At 63.7% G+C, this 17,084-nt stretch carries 16 protein-coding genes; 4 read left to right on the top strand and 12 right to left on the bottom strand.

All coding sequences use genetic code 11. The annotated features are described in order from the left end of the window. Nucleotides 1–5: 5 nt before the first annotated feature. The 3 genes from NKH35_RS09895 to NKH35_RS09905 form a co-directional block, all read right to left on the bottom strand. On the bottom strand, nt 6–1,004 hold the full coding sequence (locus NKH35_RS09895) for a GlxA family transcriptional regulator (protein WP_032888631.1): 999 nt from the start codon (nt 1,002–1,004) through the stop codon (nt 6–8). Nucleotides 1,005–1,021: 17 nt separating this feature from the next. After that, on the bottom strand, nt 1,022–1,921 hold the full coding sequence (gene folD, locus NKH35_RS09900) for a bifunctional methylenetetrahydrofolate dehydrogenase/methenyltetrahydrofolate cyclohydrolase FolD (protein ID WP_023669302.1): 900 nt from the start codon (nt 1,919–1,921) through the stop codon (nt 1,022–1,024). Nucleotides 1,922–2,276: 355 nt separating this feature from the next. Beyond that, a complete protein-coding gene (locus NKH35_RS09905; protein WP_352914313.1) occupies nt 2,277–4,574 on the bottom strand; it encodes a GumC family protein in 2,298 nt (765 codons plus the stop codon). A 198-nt stretch (nt 4,575–4,772) separates the two neighbouring features. Here NKH35_RS09905 and NKH35_RS09910 point away from each other — a divergent pair, with 198 nt between their 5' ends. Beyond that, the gene (locus NKH35_RS09910; RefSeq protein ID WP_023681896.1) at nt 4,773–6,068 is read left to right on the top strand and encodes a lipopolysaccharide biosynthesis protein; all 1,296 of its coding nucleotides are present in this window, start codon (nt 4,773–4,775) and stop codon (nt 6,066–6,068) included. Here the strand turns inward: NKH35_RS09910 and NKH35_RS09915 are convergent. The 3 genes from NKH35_RS09915 to NKH35_RS09925 are packed head-to-tail and all read right to left on the bottom strand — an operon-like array spanning nt 6,065 to nt 8,948. Beyond that, entirely contained in the window at nt 6,065–6,988 is a 924-nt protein-coding gene (locus tag NKH35_RS09915) for a DUF6492 family protein (protein ID WP_023681897.1), read from the bottom strand. The genes NKH35_RS09910 and NKH35_RS09915 overlap by 4 nt on opposite strands. After that, nucleotides 6,985–7,779, bottom strand: coding sequence for a WecB/TagA/CpsF family glycosyltransferase (locus NKH35_RS09920; RefSeq protein WP_023681898.1), 795 nt, complete (start codon nt 7,777–7,779; stop codon nt 6,985–6,987). The genes NKH35_RS09915 and NKH35_RS09920 overlap by 4 nt, the downstream gene beginning before the upstream one ends. Then, on the bottom strand, nt 7,776–8,948 hold the full coding sequence (locus NKH35_RS09925; RefSeq protein ID WP_023732371.1) for a glycosyltransferase: 1,173 nt from the start codon (nt 8,946–8,948) through the stop codon (nt 7,776–7,778). The genes NKH35_RS09920 and NKH35_RS09925 overlap by 4 nt, the downstream gene beginning before the upstream one ends. 172 nt (nt 8,949–9,120) lie before the next feature. Between NKH35_RS09925 and NKH35_RS09930 the strand changes: the two genes are divergently transcribed. The 3 genes from NKH35_RS09930 to proC all read left to right on the top strand — a co-directional run bounded on the left by NKH35_RS09930 (nt 9,121) and on the right by proC (nt 12,310). Continuing rightward, entirely contained in the window at nt 9,121–10,119 is a 999-nt protein-coding gene (locus tag NKH35_RS09930) for a glycosyltransferase family 2 protein (RefSeq protein ID WP_023692395.1), read from the top strand. Beyond that, on the top strand, nt 10,088–11,407 hold the full coding sequence (locus NKH35_RS09935; protein WP_352914317.1) for an O-antigen ligase family protein: 1,320 nt from the start codon (nt 10,088–10,090) through the stop codon (nt 11,405–11,407). The genes NKH35_RS09930 and NKH35_RS09935 overlap by 32 nt, the downstream gene beginning before the upstream one ends. A gap of 87 nt (nt 11,408–11,494) precedes the next feature. Beyond that, nucleotides 11,495–12,310: a pyrroline-5-carboxylate reductase gene (gene proC / locus NKH35_RS09940; protein WP_023732373.1), complete on the top strand. Its 816-nt coding sequence runs from the start codon at nt 11,495–11,497 to the stop codon at nt 12,308–12,310. Between the two features lie 22 nt (nt 12,311–12,332). On the opposite strand, the gene NKH35_RS09945 is transcribed toward proC, so the two are convergent. From NKH35_RS09945 to NKH35_RS09970, 6 genes are all read right to left on the bottom strand, one after another. Then, a complete protein-coding gene (locus NKH35_RS09945) occupies nt 12,333–13,232 on the bottom strand; it encodes an MBL fold metallo-hydrolase (RefSeq protein WP_352914354.1) in 900 nt (299 codons plus the stop codon). 273 nt (nt 13,233–13,505) lie between these two features. Then, a complete protein-coding gene (locus NKH35_RS09950) occupies nt 13,506–13,688 on the bottom strand; it encodes a PIN domain-containing protein (protein WP_280940042.1) in 183 nt (60 codons plus the stop codon). Between the two features lie 29 nt (nt 13,689–13,717). Then, nucleotides 13,718–13,897 (bottom strand): type II toxin-antitoxin system VapC family toxin, encoded by a 180-nt coding sequence (locus NKH35_RS09955; protein ID WP_280940043.1) that lies wholly within the window; start codon nt 13,895–13,897, stop codon nt 13,718–13,720. Next, on the bottom strand, nt 13,897–14,139 hold the full coding sequence (locus NKH35_RS09960; RefSeq protein WP_023689347.1) for a type II toxin-antitoxin system VapB family antitoxin: 243 nt from the start codon (nt 14,137–14,139) through the stop codon (nt 13,897–13,899). Before NKH35_RS09960 ends, NKH35_RS09955 begins: the two co-directional genes overlap by 1 nt. A gap of 80 nt (nt 14,140–14,219) precedes the next feature. Then, nucleotides 14,220–15,533, bottom strand: coding sequence for an NAD(P)H-dependent oxidoreductase (locus NKH35_RS09965; RefSeq protein ID WP_023732375.1), 1,314 nt, complete (start codon nt 15,531–15,533; stop codon nt 14,220–14,222). Between the two features lie 152 nt (nt 15,534–15,685). After that, nucleotides 15,686–17,080: a multicopper oxidase family protein gene (locus NKH35_RS09970; protein WP_352914321.1), complete on the bottom strand. Its 1,395-nt coding sequence runs from the start codon at nt 17,078–17,080 to the stop codon at nt 15,686–15,688. Between the last annotated feature and the right edge of the window lie 4 nt (nt 17,081–17,084).

Below are 17,084 nucleotides of genomic sequence, written 5' to 3' on the forward strand. Positions count from 1 at the left end.
CCGCGTCAGTACGTGGTGCGGCGCTCTTCGGAAGGGGGCCGGCCGAATTGCAGCCGATAGCTCTGCGCGAAATAGGAGTGCGAGGTAAAGCCGGTGGCAATGGCCACGTCGAGGATCGGCATGTTGGTCTGGCGCAGCAGTTCGCGCGCCCGCTCAAGCCTGAGCCGCATGTAGTAACGACCGGGCGTGACGCTCAAATGGCGCAGGAACAAGCGCTCGACCTGGCGCACCGACAGGCCCGCCGATTTGGCAAGCTGCACGGCTGATAGCGGCTCGTCGAGATGGTCGGCCATCAGTTCGACGATGCGCCTTAGCTTCTCCGACTTGCCGGTCAGGTCGCGCTCCGGCCCGACGCGCTGGCGGTCGCCGGCGGAGCGGATGCGCTCATGCTGGAACTGGTTGGCAACGCCGTTGGCGAGGTTCGAGCCGAAGTCGCCACGCACGATCTCCAGCATCAGGTCGATCGAGGTCGTGCCACCGGCGCAGGTGTAGCGCTTGCGGTCGATCTCGAAGACGTTGCCGGTGCAGTTGATGTCGGGAAAGCGCTCGACGAAGCCGGCGCGGTTTTCCCAATGAATGGTGCAGCGATAACCTTCGAGCTGACCGGCTTCGGCCAGGAGGTAAGAGCCCACCGACAGCGCGCCGAGCGCATTGCCGCGCCGGCCCCAGCTGCGCAGCGCCGCCAGCACCTTGCTCTTGCCGGGGAACTCGACCGACAGGCCCACCGACACGAACAGGATATCGACGGGCGGCAAATCGGCGACGGCATAGTCGATCTTGAGCGGCAGGCCGTTGGAGGCCATGACGGGATCGCCGTCGGCCGAGACCGTCGTCCAGCCATAGAAATCGCGGCCGAGCAGGCGGTTGGCCGAGCGGAAGGTATCGATCGCCGCTGCCAGCGAAAACATCGAAAACTTGTCGACCAGCAGGAACGCGAATTGCCGGCCCCCTTGAACGGGATCATCCACGACCGGCCGTTCAGAGGGTATAGTAAGGTTCGGCAAAGAAGCTGCTTTCTGGGTCAGAAGGAAGGCCGCTTCAAGCCGGCCGCAAGGTAGGCTGAGGCTAACGTATTGGCCATCAGCATGGCAATGGTCATCGGTCCGACACCGCCGGGCACGGGGGTGATGGCGCCGGCGGCCTTGGCCGCTTCGGCATAGGCTACATCGCCGACGAGGCGGGTTTTGCCTTCGCCCTTCTCGGGTGCGGCAATGCGGTTAATCCCGACATCGATCACGGTGGCGCCGGGCTTGACCCAGTCGCCCTTGATCATTTCGGGCCGGCCGACGGCGGCAACCAGAATGTCGGCTGTGCGGGCCAGTGCCGGCAGATCCTTGGTGCGGCTGTGGGCGATGGTGACGGTGCAGTTGGCGGCAAGCAACAGATTTGCCATCGGCTTGCCGACGATGTTGGAGCGGCCGACGACGACCGCGTTGAGGCCGGAAAGATCCTTGCCGCGCACGCGTTCGATCAAAAGCATGGAGCCGGCCGGCGTGCAGGGCACGAAGGCTGTTTCGAGTTCGCCGGTGCCGAGCTTGCCGACATTGATGAAATGAAAGCCGTCGACATCCTTTTGCGGTGCGATGGCCTGGATGATCTTGCCGGCATCGATATGGGCGGGAAGCGGCAGCTGCACCAGAATGCCGTTGATGGCCGGATCGGCGTTGAGTTCGCCGATGATCTTCAGCAGTGCCGCTTCGGACGTGTCGGCCGGCAGCGTGTGCTGCAGCGAATGAAAGCCGCATTCCTTGGCGGTGCGCGACTTCGACGCGACATAGACCTGGCTTGCCGGATCCTCGCCGACGATGACCACCGCTAAGCCGGGCTGGGCCTTTCCCTTGGCGACCAGGTCCTCGGTCAAGGCCTTGACCTTCTGAACCACGTCTGCGGCGACGATCTTTCCGTCAATCACTTCGGCCATGAACCATCCTCGACATCATTCCAGCCAAGGCGCGGCGCGCGCCTTGAACGTTGCTTCGTGCATGTCGTTGTTCCAAACGTTCCGCCCATTCGGGTAAAGCCCGACGGCAGCGCTTTTTGGGCGCCATGCTGCGCGGCATTGTCACGAAATTTGGCCTAAGCAATCCCGTCAAAGCGCCGTCACATGCCGTAAACTCGAAACCGGCAGCTTTTATTCTGTGCTGACGGGCTCTGAGCGACTCATCCTTTCACGGAAAGGCTGAACCGCTCTATTTCTTGTTTTGACGCAATTCCCAAGGGAAAGCGCGCTACGCGCTTTTCCCGGGAAAACCGTTTCACACTTTTCCTGGAATTGCTCAGAAATAGCGGCGGTGCGAACGGCTTTCGGTGAGTTCGCGCACCGCTTCGCGAAATTCGCGCAGGCTGGCGCGGATATCGTCGATTTGCGCCTGCTGGTCTTCCGGCGCCGCCCCAGCGGGCTGCAGAGAAGACCACGGCCCGGACGCCGCGGGCATCGGCTGAGCCTGCGAATAGGCATAGTCAGCCGGCTGACGAGGCTGCGCGTAGCCAGGCTGCTGCGCAGGGGAATTGGCGTGCGGAACCTCGTTCCGGAAGTCCGGCTGGCGATAGCCCACAGGCTCCTGCACCGGCCTTGTATATTCGGCGGCTGGTTGGGCGCGGTAGGTCTCGACGGGTTCGCCTGACGTCCCGCTACCCGGCGCGGCTTTGCGCATCGCCGAGAACAGTCCGTCGAACAGACCTGGGCTCCGGGCGGGAGCGGCCGCGGTCGGCAACACCGGAGGTGCTGCCGGTGGCGGCGCCACAGGCAGCGGCGCGCGATAGACCTTGTCCTCGACCGGAGGGCGGCGCTCGTCCATTGTGCCGCGCGAACGCGAATTGGCACCGCCGTGCAGGCTGGCAAAGGCGCCGCGCATGGCGCCGACACCGATGCCCGAAGCAAGCCCGAGCAGCAGGCCGGCCATCGCTATTACAGCCCGCGACGGTCCGTTGGGTTCGACCGGCGGTTGCGCGGGGGTCATCAGATTGATGTTGGTGGTGTTGATGTTTTGCTGTTCGCCGGTCTCCTTGGCGCGCAGAAGGTACTGTTCGTAGACGGAGCGTTTGGCCGTGGCATCACGCTCCAGTTCGCGCAGGCTGACCAGATCGCTGTTGACGTCGCCGCTCTGGACCTTTGCCTGAGCCAGGCGGGAAGCGAGATCCTGCTCAAGCTGGACCGAGCGCTTCAAGTCGACCTGCAGCGACGAGGCGATGCGGCGCAGTTCGCCTGCGATGCGCTCGCGCGAGCCGCCGAGCTGGGCGTTGAGCGCCTGGTATTCGGGATGACGCGGTCCCAGACGCACGGCGGCGCGGTCGGCCTCCTGCTTCAAAGCTGCATATTGCGCGCGCAGTTCGCTCATCGTGTTGGAATTGATTTCTTCCGGCAAGGTGCCGTTGATGACCGAATTGACGTCCAGCAAACGCGCCGACGCGGCCCGGGCATTGAGTTCCAGCGTACGGGCCCGGGTGACTGAGAGCTGCTCGTTGAGCTTCAGCATCTGGTCGTCGCTGATCAGATGGCCCTGCGCGTCGACGAGATCATGCGTGGCCCTGAAATCCTCGACCTTGCGCTCCGCTGTCTCGACATTCTTGCGCAGGTCATCGAGCTTGGCCGTCAGCTGGTCCGTCGCGCGCCCGGCCATCCCGAACTGGTATTGGGCCGCCTCCTGCTGGAAAACGTCCCTGGTCCTATTGGCTATCTCCGCCGATTTGTCGGCGCTTTGAGTGGTGGCGCTGATGGAAACGACAAAGCTCTTGCCGCTGCGCTCAACCGACAGGCTCTTGGCCAGATTGCCGACCGCCAGCGCCTGGCGGCGCACTTCACCGCCGCCGCCAGGGCCATCCTGGCGCGACAGTATCGAGCGAATGAGCGACAGGACGCCAAGGCCGCCAGAGCCCTGTCCGTTGAATTCCGGATCGTCGACGAGATTGAGATCGGCCACGACCTTGTCGAGGACCTTGCCGGATGTCACCATCTTGATGCGGGTTTCGACAACAGCCAGCGCCGCATCGGGCTGCCCGACCGGTTGGGTGAGATCGTTGTCGGAAAGCTTCAGGTCGCCTGGCTCGATGACCATCTGTGTGGTGGCTTCGTATTTCTTCGGTGTCGAAACGGCGACGGCGACGCCGAGCACCGTCCCCAATATCGTCGTCGAGACGATCAGCAACTTGGAACGACTAATGCCGCGGACGACCTGGAGCGGATCGATCAGCGGTTTCCATTCCTGCCCGTCATCGTCGTCGCGGTCCGGTTGCTGCTCGTGGAAAGAGCGGGGCTCATAGGCCGCGCGGGAGCGAGGCTCCTGACGCCGGCCGGAAACAGGCTCCTCACGCGCGCTGGCGGCCGAAACGGGTTCGCCGTCGGCCTGGAACTGCGGCGGCTCGGGCGGTGACGTTGGCGCCGGATTCGACCGCGCCTCGCGTTGCGATCGGGCTATGCGGTGACGCGTGGCGGCATCCTCGCGCCATGACGGATCCACCAGGTCACCGATCGAGACCGCCGACGCATCCGCCGCCTCATCGCCGCGCACAGCTTTGCCGAGCGCCAGGAGGGAGCGCTCGCGCCTCCAGTCTTCACGGTTTTCCCTGTCGACCATTGTCTCGAAACTTTACCTTCGACGGCGCGGGAGCGGCGGTCGGCCAATCGTTAAGTCACGCTAAACAGGCATGGGAAACAAAAGGTTAATTTCCGAAGTCTGCAAGTGAAAGTTTCTCGCTTCGCCACGCATTGCCGGGATCTGTAAAATGGCGTCAGAACCGCACGTTAAGCTTTCCGGCTTACGGCTTTCCTCGATATGACGCAGGCCAGCGACATACCGCAAAGGCGGACACTCGCCCGCATCGGCACCTTCCTTGCCGAAAGACGGGGGCTGGTTCGCGACTATCTTTCAGCCATCAGCGGCGCCGGCGGGCGGCTGGTGTTCTCGCTTGCCTATTTCATCGCACTTGCCAACACGCTGTCGATTGCCGAGTTCGGCATGTTCGCCACCGCCTCGGCGGCCGGCGTCATGCTGTCGCGCATCCTCGCTTTCGGCTTCATCTCGGCGCTTTACCGCACAGCCACCATCCGCCCCAATCTGATCGGCACCTTCACCGCCGGCTTCCTTTTGCTTGGCGCCGTGTCCTTACCACTGCTGGCGGCGGCCTCCTGGGGCGTCTACCTGATCTTCTTCGCCAGCACCGTGCCTCTGGCCGTCTTTGCCGCAATCGTCTTTGCCGAAGCGCTTTTGTGGCGGCCGGTCGAGGTGGTGCTGATCGTCAACAACGGGCTCGGCAAATTCGGCCGCGCCGCGGTGCTGTCGATCGTGACCACGGCGTTCCGTGCGCTGGGCGCCGTGCTGTTCATGCTGTCGGGGCAGCACAGCGTCTGGATCTGGTCATTGTTCTACATCGGCGCCAACGCCGCCTCGCTGCTGCTGGCCTTCGGCTTCTATTATCCACGCCAGCGGCTGAGGCTGCGCACCGAGCTCTATCTCAGGCGGCTTGCCGATTCGATCTATGTTGCCGGCGCCGAAGTGCTGTTCTACCTGCAGTCGGAATTCGACAAGCTGCTCGTCCTGGCGATCGGCGGGCCGCATCTGGCCGGCATCTATGCCATCATCATGCGGCTGGTCGACCTGACGGCAATACCGATCCGCACCTTCTCGATGATGCTGGTGCAGAAGATGATGCGGTCGCCGGAGCTGTTGTCGCGACTGCGGGTCAAGAGCGGTATCGAAGCCGGCGTGTTCCTGGTATCGACATTGGCGCTGGCCGCACTCGGCATCGTGCTGCATTTCTTCCCCAATGCACTTGGCCGGAATGTCGCCGAGGCGGCGCCCTTGGTGGCATTGGCAATCGGCGTGCCGGGACTGCGCAACCTGGTCGAATACCAGGCCGAGCTGCTGTTCGCGCGCGGCCAGACCGCGCTCAGGGCGCTCAACCTCGGCCTGCTGGCGGGGCTGAAGGCGGTGCTGTTGACCTATGTGCTGACCACGATTGCCGACACGCCCAGGCTTGTCGTATCGCTCAATGTCGTCTTCCTGCTGCTCTATCTCGCCTCGGCGCTGCTGACCTATTCGGCGCTGCGCAAGCCCGCCAAGGCAATCTAAGCCAATCCGATCAGGCGGCGGATGCGGCCGATATCGGTGCCGATGAAGGATTGCATGCCGATCGCCACCTGCCCCGGTGCCATGGCGGCGACGAAGCTGCGGAATTCGTCATCCGACAGCGCCTCGCCGGTCCAGTGCACGCGGCAGAATTCCTCCGAGCCGTGGAAATGGCCAGCGCGCTTCAGCACATCGTCGACATAGCGGCCATAGATCATGCATTCGGAGAACCGGCGCACTGAAGCGATGACCTCGACCCAGCCGCGCGCGTGCACCTTCTCGATCTCGGCGCACATCGCCGTCACGGTCTGACGGCGCCAGGCGATCAGCGTCGAAATATAGTCGTGGTTCGAAACCTCGGATGCATCGATACCAATCGCCGAGGCCGCATTGCGCGACCAGATGCGATGCTCGTCGTGACCGTCGCTCGACAGCACGCCGTCGCGCCGGAACAGCCGCACCTTGCCGTCGCGCCAGAAGGCGCTCAGATCGAATGGCTTGAGGAAGGCGACGTCGGAATCACAGAAGACCAGCACGTCTTCTCCAGCATGCGCAGCGATGGCGATGCGGCGCAGCTGCTGCACATGCCAGCCGCGCAGCGGCTGGGCCTTGAAACTGAGCCAGATGCGACGGCGAAAGAGGCTCATCGGATCGTCGAACACACGCAGCCAGCGCGGCAGCAGGTCGCGCTCGTCGACAACGCTGCGGCGGTCGTTTTCCAACTGGCGAAACAGCGCCACGTCGCGGTGCTCGACCAGAATGTAATGATGCGCCACGCCGGAGACATGGCGGTCGAGGGTCTCGCACAACAGGCGGCAGCGTTCGAAATCCGGCGCATAGCTGGCGGTCACCACCGCCGCCGTCGGCGTTTGCGGCAGGGCACCGGTCTCGGCTGCAGGGCTCGGCACGACGCGGCTGTTCACCGCAACTCTCCGGCGGGCTCGGGCCGATGTGAGAATTTCTGCCTGACGACACGCAGCAGGAACACCGGATTGCCGACGACGTAGCGGCGCCACAGCCGGCCGGGCTCGATGCACAGACGGAACAACCATTCGAGCCTCAGCTGGCGCATCCACAGAGGCGCCCGCGGCACCGTGCCGGAGAGAAAATCGAGCAGCGCGCCGACGGCGATCGGCAGCGTGCAGTGGCGGGCATCGATATGACGGGCGATCCACAATTCCTGGCGCGGCACGCCCATGGCCACAAGCAGCACGTCGGGCCGCAATGCCTCGATGCGATCGACGATCGCCTGCTCTTCGGCGGGGGAGAAATAGCCGTCATGGATGACGACGAATTCGTGCTGCACCGCCAGCGCGGCTAGCCTGACCGACGCCGCCTCGGCGTTGGCGCGGGTGGCGCCAAGCAACCCGACGGTCAGCGGCCTCGCCGATGCCTGCAGAAAGGCCGGAATGAGATCAGTGCCGTTGAGATTGTCCGGGAACGGCGCGCCGTAGAGCAGCTTTGCCGCCAGATCGACGCCAACGCCGTCAGGCAGGATGAGGAAATCGTCGAGCGCCTCGGCAAAGACCGGATCGGTAGAGGCGATGTTGGCGTTGTGAGCGTTGAGAAAACTGACCTTGGTGAAGCGCCGCTCGGCAATCAGACGAGCGAGCAGCGCGATCGCGTCATCCCAGCCGATGGCAAGGACCGAAATGCCAAGGATCGTCTTCAGCGTATCGAGCCCGAAGGCGGCGCGGGCGGTGTGCATGTTCATGCAAACACCTCCTCCCCCACCGACCCGAGCTTTTCCAGGCCGAGCCTGATGGCGGCATCCAGTGCCTTGATCTGCCGGCGGTGAAAGGCGCTGCCATCGACATCCTTGACATCGGCCGCCGCTGCCTCCAGCGCGCCGGCGAAGGCGGCCGGATCGTCGGTGACGAAGCAATTTGCCGGGCGATGATCGATGCCGCGCAGCGAACGGCTGGTGGCGACCGACGGCAGGCCGAGCTCGAAGGTTTCGATGGTCTTGAGCTGAACGCCGCTGCCCGCGGTGCTGATCAGTGGAATGACGGCGGCGCCGCGCACGAAATTCTGGGCGTCGGACACGCGGCCGACAAATTCGACACCGGGATGGGCAGAGGTGATATCCGACGGCATGTTGCCGGCGACCCTGATGCGAAAGCTCCGGCGAAGATGCGGCACGACTTTTTCCAGGAACCAGTCGAGGCCGATGCGGTTCGGCTGCCAGGTCCAAGTGCCGATCAGCGCCGCGTCGCAATCGATGCGGCGCGGCTTGACCGGCTTTGGCGCCGTGGCAGTGGTCACCAGCGGCAGCACCGCCGAGCGGTCGTCGCTGGCAACGCCGAGTGCGGCGCGGTCTTCCTCGGCCAGCGTGAAGACGAAGCGAGCCCGGCGGCAGAGCCGCTCCTCCATGGTCTTGAGCAGCCTGGCCTCGCGGGCAAACAGCAGGCGCTGGAAGCGACTGTTTGCTGCTGCCGCATTCTCTTTGGCCGAACCATGTTCGACATTGTGGGCGACGAAAATCGAGGGACGGTCGGCGAACAGTTTGTCAAAGGCGCCGGCGAACTGCACCGAATTCAGGACATAGCCGTCGAAGGGACCGGCGCGCTCGATCGCGGCACGGACTTCGCTGTCGGAAACCGCGCGCAGCTTCACGGAAGCGAAGGTGAGCCCTGACAGCACCGCCTTGCCAAGCCAGGCGAGCTTCTGCCGCGCCGAGGCGCTTTCCGTGCGCACGTCGACGGCGCCGAGCACGATGGTGTTTTCGGGGTCGCTGGGCGCCTTGCCCGGCCAGATGAAGCCGATGACGGTGACGCGCACGCCGGCGCGCCGCAAGGCGGCGATGATCGCAGCATTGGCGATCTCATAGCCCGAAGCGAGAGCGCCGTCGGGCACGATCGATGTGGCGAACAGCAGATGCATCTCACCTATCCAGGCGTCAGCGACTAGCAAAGCTGGGTGAACCCTTGATTAAATCACGCAACGCAACGGCTGAAAGGCGCGGACCGGCAGGCGCCGCTGCGAAAGGTGATTAACGAAACGTTATCGTCGCGGTGTTATCGAAAGCCAGATTCAAAACATGCGGCTGGAGCGGATGATCCCTTTGCCATCGGACGGTTCGGTATCGATTGCGGGACGCTCTCCGGGGCTCGCCGCAGAGACGATGGAAGCCGTCGTCACGCTGCCGACCTTCAAGCGGCCGCAACTGCTGCTCGAAACGCTGGCGTCGCTGAAGGCACAGCAAACCAGCCGGCGCTTCGCCGTCATCGTCATCGAAAACGAGGCCGAGGCGCGTGAGGGCGCCCAGGCGGCCGTGCCGCTGTTCGAACGCGACGATATGAAGGGCATGGTCATCATCGCGCATGAGCGGGGCAATTGCAGTGCCTACAATGCTGGCTGGCAGACGGCGATCCTGCATTTTCCGGATTTCCGCCACCTGCTGGTCATCGACGATGACGAGATCGCCGACGCGGACTGGCTGGAGCGCATGTGCAGGACGGCGGAGACGCTTGGCGCCGACATTGTCGGTGGCCCGCAAGTGCCGGTGTTTACCGATCCTGCTCACGCCAAATGGGCCGAGCACCCGGTGTTTGCGCCGCCCTATCGCCAGACCGGGCGCGTGGCCGCACTCTATTCCTCGGGCAACCTTCTGGTCGGGCGCAATGTGCTCACCATCATGGGGCCACCCTTCCTCGACCTGCGGTTCAACTTCATGGGCGGCGGCGATTCCGACTTCCTCAGCCGCTCGGCGCAGAAAGGTTTCGTGCTTGGCTGGTGCGCCGAGGCAAAGGTGCGCGAAGGCGTTCCGGCCCGGCGCGTCGAGGCTGACTGGATCCGCGCCCGATCCTTACGCAACGGTGTAATCTCGACGCTGGTCGAAAAGAAGAAGCGCGCCGGCACGCCATTCGCCGGCGCCAAGGTGTTTGCAAAAAGCCTGGCGCTGCTGATAGCCTCGCCCGTGCGCGGCGCAATCAAATTGGCGCGGACAGGATCGCTGTCGACGGCGCTTTACCCCGTCTATGTCTCGCTCGGCCGCGTGCTTGCCGAATTCGGATACGCCAATGAGCAATACAGGCAGCCTGAGAAGAACTGACGAGCTGCTGCTGGGCGGCATCGTCACCCGCGACGGCGTGGCGACGGCGATTGCCGCGCTGTTGTTTGCCGTCGTCATCGTGTCGTTCCGGCCGTTTCAGCCGGCAGGCGCGGAACTGACCGGCGACGGCGGCGACATCGTCAACCAGCTCGGCTTCAGTTCGCTCGGCGCCATTTCGATCTTCTCACTGCTGACGTTCGCCGACCCCAAGGTGGTGCGCTCGCTGCTCAGCCCGTCCTGGATTCTGATGCTCGGCTTTTTCATGCTTTCGGTCATCAACGCGACCGACCCGTCCTCGGCCATGCGCGCGGCCTTCTTCACGCTGCTTGGCGTTCTGACGATAGCGACGGTCCTGGTGCTGCCGCGCGATGCCGACAGTTTTTCGAAAGTCATCATATTCTGCGCGATCGTCGTTATCGGCCTGTCCTATATCGGCCTCATCGTCTTTCCGCATGAGGCCCTGCATACGGCCGATTCGCAGGAGCCCGAACATGCCGGCCTGTGGCGTGGTGTGTTCGCCCACAAGAACATTGCCGGACCAATCATGGCCTGCTTCAGCTTCGCCGGCCTCTATCTCTTCCGGCGCGGCCAGAAATTCTGGGGCGTGGCGATCTTCGGCGCGGCGATGATCTTCATGCTGCACACCGGATCCAAGACGACGGCCGGCCTGGTGCCGTTCTCGATCCTGATCGTCGTGCTGCCGGGCCTGATCGGCATGCGGTTCGGCACGCCGATCCTGTTTGCACTGGCGATCATTGCGACGGCCATCGGTACCTTAGGCATCGTCTTCATCCCGCCGGTGGAAGAGCTGGCGGCCACCTATTTCCCCGACCTCACCTATACCGGGCGCACGACGCTGTGGGAGTTCTCCGGCGAGATGCTGGCGAAGAAGCCTTGGACCGGCTACGGCTATGAAAGCTTCTGGGGCACGCCGCTGCTGCTGAGCCAGGACCAGCCTTTCGACCGGGCCTGGGACATCCGGACCATCGTGCATGGTCATGACGGCTATCTCGACATTGCGGTGCTGATGGGCATCCCGGCGCTGTGCGTTGCCGTCTACACTTTCGTGATCGCGCCGCTGCGCGACTACATGCGCATCCCGCCGCGCAAGGAGAACATCTATCTCGGTGACTTCTTCATGATGGTGGTGCTGTTCACGGCGCTGAACGCGTTCCTGGAAACCTTCTTCTTCCATCGCGGCGACCCGGTGTGGCTGTTCTTCGTGCTCGGCGTGCTTGGCTTGCGGCAAGTGTCGCTGCGGCCGATCGCGGTACGCCGGCGACCTTGACCGGCTGGCCTGATCCAGCACCCCTTGAGGGGCTTTCCCGTCTGCCCGCTAGCGTCTAAGGAGAACCCTTGTCTCGGAGGGCTCTCAATGACGATCAGGCTTGTTCTCGCCGGTTGCGGCAATATGGGTTACGCCATGCTTGCGGGCTGGCTGAAATCCGGCAAGCTTGCCCCGCAAGCCGTGTTCGTGGTCGAGCCCAATGCCGAATTGCGCAAGCGCGCCGAGCACCTCGGTTGCAGTGTCGCCGCGGGCGCGAACGGGATCCCCGCCGACGCAGAGCCCGACCTCGTCGTCATCGCCGTCAAGCCGCAGGTGATCCGCGACGTCACCGCCGCCTACAAGCGCTTCGGCGACGGCAGGACCACCTTCGTCAGCATCGCCGCGGGCACGCCGGTCGCCACCTTCGAGCACATCCTCGGCCATCTCGCGCCTGTTATCCGCTGCATGCCCAACACGCCGGCCGCGATCGGCAAGGGCATGATGGTGGTCTATTCCAACCCGCTGGTGACCGACGACATCAGGCGTTTCGTTGCCGAGCTGCTGTCGGCGAGCGGTGTGGTGACGACGATCGACGACGAAGGCCTGATGGACGCGGTGACGGCGGTTTCGGGGTCCGGTCCGGCCTACATCTTCCATTTCATCGAGGCGCTGACGGTTGCAGCCGAGAAGGCGGGGCTGCCGGTCGAGACCGCCAGGCTGCTTGCCATGCAGACCGTCTATGGCGCTGCTGCACTCGCTGCCGAAAGCGGCGAGGAGCCCGGCGTCCTGCGCCAGCAGGTGACCAGCCCCAACGGAACCACGGCAGCCGCCCTTGCCGTGCTGATGGGCGAAGACCGGCTGACGAAGCTGCTGACCGAGGCGGTGGAAGCCGCGCGGCTGCGGTCGGTGGAATTGGGGAAGTAGCCGAGACGCTCGCGGGGCCGTATCAGCCCCACTTCATCTCACCCTTGGCGACCTTTGCGCCCAGTTCCAGGGACGAGACGTCAAGAAGATCGGGATAGCGCCGCTTCATCGCTGTAATCAGCTCGACGCTGGATTTCGCTTTTTCGGCTTCCTTATTGAAAGCTTCGAGGTAGGCGCGGGTGAATTCCACGGCCGCCAGACCGTCCGGTGCACCGGCTACCTGATGGGACGGCACCACGATGTTGGGTTTGCGGGACGCGATTTCGTTGAGCGCGGCAATCCATTTCTTGCGGTCGTCTACGGTTGGCTCGTCGGCAACCCAGACATGTACGCCGGACGAGATCAGCACGCCGCCGAACACCGCTTCAAGGCTGGGCACCCAGAGATACCGCCGGTCTTTCAGATCGGCGACGGTGACGATCTCGATCTTGTTTCCTTCGATTTCAAGTGAGGTGATATCGGATGCCTCGGGAATGACGACATCCGCCAGGACCTTCGGTCCATTGTCCTTGAGCTGCGGGCCCCAGACATCCAGCTTGGCTTGCACATTGGCTTTGATGGCAGCCACCGTCGCAGCGGCCGCGATGATCATGGCGCCGGGGAATTCATCCGCGACGGGACGCAGGCCGAAATAATAGTCAGGGTCGCTGCAGCTGACGTAGATCGTGGTCAGAGTCTTGCCCGTCGCCTTGATCGCATCCGCGACCGCACGGCCATCCGACAGGGTAAATCCGCCATCGAGGAGGATGGCTTCCTTCTCACCGGTCAGCAGCACCGGCGTGCGGCGGAAACCCTTCTCGTCAGCCTGAAAATAGGTCCATTCCAGCTTGGCGGCGGCCTTGGCTGCAAAAGCCAGAGGCTGAAGCATGGCAACCATGCCCGTTGCCAGAAGGGTTTTCATTGTTTCGCGTCTTGTCCAAATGGTTTGCAAGATTTCAACCTCAATGGGGTTCAACTGATCGTTCGGAGATTGGCATCTCGGCATCGTTTGAAAAACCCGGATCAAAAAGACAGACTATATGAATGGATCATACAATGGCAGCCGATGGTCTGCGTCGTCAGCACGAGCGCAATGATCAGGCGTGTTGCGCGAGCAGGTCAACAGCCCCATGGCGCGACCGCGGCAGCATTTGGTCTGCTGGGCGGGAGCGGCTGACGAAGCTGCTGACCGAATCGTGGAACTGGGGGAGTAGGATCAGGCCAGATCGGTGTGGGAAAAGCCTTTCCCTCTGTAGAGCGAGGGCATCCCACGGCTTTTTGCCGAGGCATATGACAGGCAGTCAGCGAGATTGAGCTGAGCCGGGTGGCCGCGACCTTTGCCATAGTTCGAAAAAGCCTGGATCGCGAGCTTGGCATCACCTCTTTCGATCGGAACCACCTCGATCGCGGCTTCGAGCAGGAAGTCTCCTATTGCCCTTTCGGCGAGAGCGGCTCCACCACCAACTTCGACGAAAACCGCATCGCCGCTTCGAGCACGACCAGCGGAGATGTTATCCGTATCGAGGCCTGCCCGATCCGGCGGCTCCAATCGGCGGCGTCTTCCTCTCCGGCGAGGACAGCGATCACCACCGAGGTGTCGATGAACATCAGGAATGTCCCCACATCTCGTCGATCTCATCCTTAGTCAAATCCCTGCCGCCGCTTCCCGCCTTGGCCTTCAGATCGTTCGATATGGCGGCCAGCCGCTCAGCCAGCGGAACTCGTTCACGTTCGCGCTGAAGCTCGGATTCGAGCGCTTCGATCACCGCTTCGGTCAAGGAAATCTTTCGCTTTTCGGCAAGCTGCCGGGCGAGGTCACGGGCGCGCGGGTCTCTGATCTGGAGATTCATTCTGGAAGCCTCCGTTCGGTGCGACTACAACATAGGGAGTTGTCATGACAAGGCCAGCCCGACTGGCCTGTCATCCAATCTCAGCTCCCGTACAGCATCTCATCCTGCAGCTTGCGCAAAGCGAACAGCCTGGTCGTGCGGTCGGGTGTGGCGTTGTCGGTGGTGATGAGCTCGCCCTTCCTGACCGGCTTCAGCACCTTGCCGCCTTCGAGCAGGCCGACCGCGACGGCGCTGACGGCGCGGGCCTCTTCGACGGTCATTGTCCAGGAGCGGTAGCAGGTCTCACCGATGGCATCGAAGGTCTCGCCCATGGCGAGATCGCGCTTGGCGACCGCGCAGACCTCGGCCACCGGCTTCGGCAGCGGCACCATGTCGGGGCGGCCGTAGAGCATGATACGCGCTGCCGTCAGCGGCACTTCCAGCGAGGTCAGATGGTAGGGCCGGAAGAAGCTGTAATAGGGGCCGTGGCCGATATGCAGATCGTCCATGCGCTCGACGATGCGCGGATGCGTCGCCTCGACGATGACGAACACGCCCGGCGCCACACCCTTGCCGATCGTGTAGTCGACAACACCCTTCTTCGACAGGATGCCGCCATCGGCGCGCGGTATCAGCACCTTGGCCAGCTGGTCGCGGTCGGCCTTGGGCCCGTGCATGCCCGGCACATCGGGCACCAGCCCGGTGGCGTTGGCGATGGCGCACATCTCGACCATGGTTTTCGAGCCGTCTACGAACTCGACCAGCATGCGCGGGTTCATGTTGCGGCGAAGGGCTTCCTCGCGATAGTCATCCGGAACGGCATCGTGGTTGAGCGGGTTGTTCTTGCCCTTGCCAGCCGAGACGATGGTGTAGCCGAGCGCGGAGGCAAACTCGATCAGCTCCATGCAGCTCGACGGCTCGTCGCCGGCGCCGACCGAATAGACGACGCCGAGCCGGTCTGCCTGCTGCTTGAGGTAGCAGCCGATCGTGACGTCGGCCTCGACATTCATCATCACCAGGTGCTTGCCGTGCTCCATCGCCTTCAAGTCGAAATCGGCGGCGACACCAGGCTTGCCGGTGGCGTCTATGACGACGTCGATCAGCGGATTGGTGACCAGCATCTCGTTCGTGGTAATGGCGATTTTGCCCGCCTCGATCGCCGCGGTGACTTTCGAGCCCCTGTCCGCCTCGACCGCCATCGCCTCATCGCCATAGGCGATGCGGATGGCGTCACGGGCGGTGTGCGGGCGGCGTGTCGAGATGGCCGCGACCGAGATGCCGGGCATCAGCATGCCTTGCGTGACCAGGTCGGTGCCCATTTCGCCGGAGCCGATGACGCCGATGCGCACCGGGCGGCCCTCGGCGGCGCGCCTGGCGAGATCGCGGGCCAGTCCGGTCAGGGCGACATTGGTCATGCAAGCGTGTCCACGGCTTCTTGATTGCAGGCGGGAATAGCAGGGAACGGCCCCGCTTTGCCAACGAAACCGGCGAACACCGGCAATTTCTCCGGCAACAGGCCCGGCCGGTGAGGCCAACCCCGGTAGAGGCTGATTGACCCGCCTCGGCGTCAAACCACCCTGATATAGCTCGTCATGCCGGTTTTCTGATGTTCGATGATGTGGCAGTGCAGCAGCCAGTCGCCGGGATTGTCGGCGACGAAACCGAGCTGAACCTTCTCGTTGGGCTGCATGAGATAGGTGTCGGAGATGACCGGCTGAACCTGGCGTGTCGACGACGACAGCACCTTGAAGCTCATGCCGTGCAGATGCATCGGATGCGCTTGCGGCGTCAAATTCTCCATGTCGATGACATAGTTTTTGCCGAGCTTCAGCTCGGCCAAAGGCGCGGTCGGGTCCGGCGTGTCGCCCGGCCACGGTACCTTGTTGATGGCCCAGAAGGAGTAGCCTAGCGTGCCGCATATGCTGTCGCTCGGCACGTTTTCCGCCGTGGCGCTGAGCGAGAGCGCGATGTGTTTCGCGCTGGCGAGATCCACCTCCGGCACTGGGTTGGCCTCCAGCGGTGCGAGGTCTCGCAAATCGCGCTTGAGCGAGCTGCCGGTGGCGCGCAAGGTGGCGAGGACCTTGGGTTTGGTGCCTCTGATGTCGCCCAGGCTGACGATCGCGCCCTCCTGGTCAGGCATGCGGATGGCGAGCTCCATGCGCTGCCCCGGTCCGAGCAGCAAGGCATCGGGCGCAAAACGCTGCGGCACCGGATTGCCGTCGAGCGCGATGACCGCGGCCTCCGCACCCTCGACGCGAAAGGCGTAGATGCGGGTGACATCGGTGATGGCGACCCGCATCCGCACCAACCCGCCGGCCGGCGCGTCGAATTGCGGCTGGTCGAGCCAGTTGGCGGTGCGCACCGTGCCATAGGTTCCGGTTTTTGCGGCATCGCGCGGCCGGAATTGCTGGATGAACTGCGCGTCGTCGCCGAGGCGCCAGTCGCGCAGGTTGACGACGGCTTCGGCGTCGAATTTTGGATCGTTGGGGTTCTCGACCACGATCACGCCGGTGAGGCCATGGCCCATCTGCTCCAGCGTGTTGCAATGCGGGTGATACCAGAAGGTGCCGGCGTCGGGCGGGGTGAAGGCGTAGTCGAAATGATCGCCGGTGTAGACGTAGGGCTGAACCAGGAAGGGGACGCCGTCCATCTTGTTTGGAACGCGAATGCCGTGCCAGTGGATCGTCGTCGGATCGTCGATGCCGTTGACGAGGCGGGCGGCGAAAGGCTCGCCCTTTTTCATCCTGAGCACCGGCGGCATTCCGGCCTCTCCATAAGTCAGCACATCGCGGGTCTGGCCGATATCCATGAACCAGGCCTGGATCTTTGCCGTCTTGAGAACCACCGGCTCCGGTGCGGCCGCGGCCCAGCCACCAAGCCTGGCCATCGCTGCAAGGCCGATCCCACCAGCGCCGGCAACCGCGGCCGTTTTCAAAAGCCTGCGGCGGGTGAATAGGGTCATCTGG

The organism is Mesorhizobium sp. M1143, from assembly GCF_040318435.1.
Classification (GTDB): domain Bacteria; phylum Pseudomonadota; class Alphaproteobacteria; order Rhizobiales; family Rhizobiaceae; genus Mesorhizobium.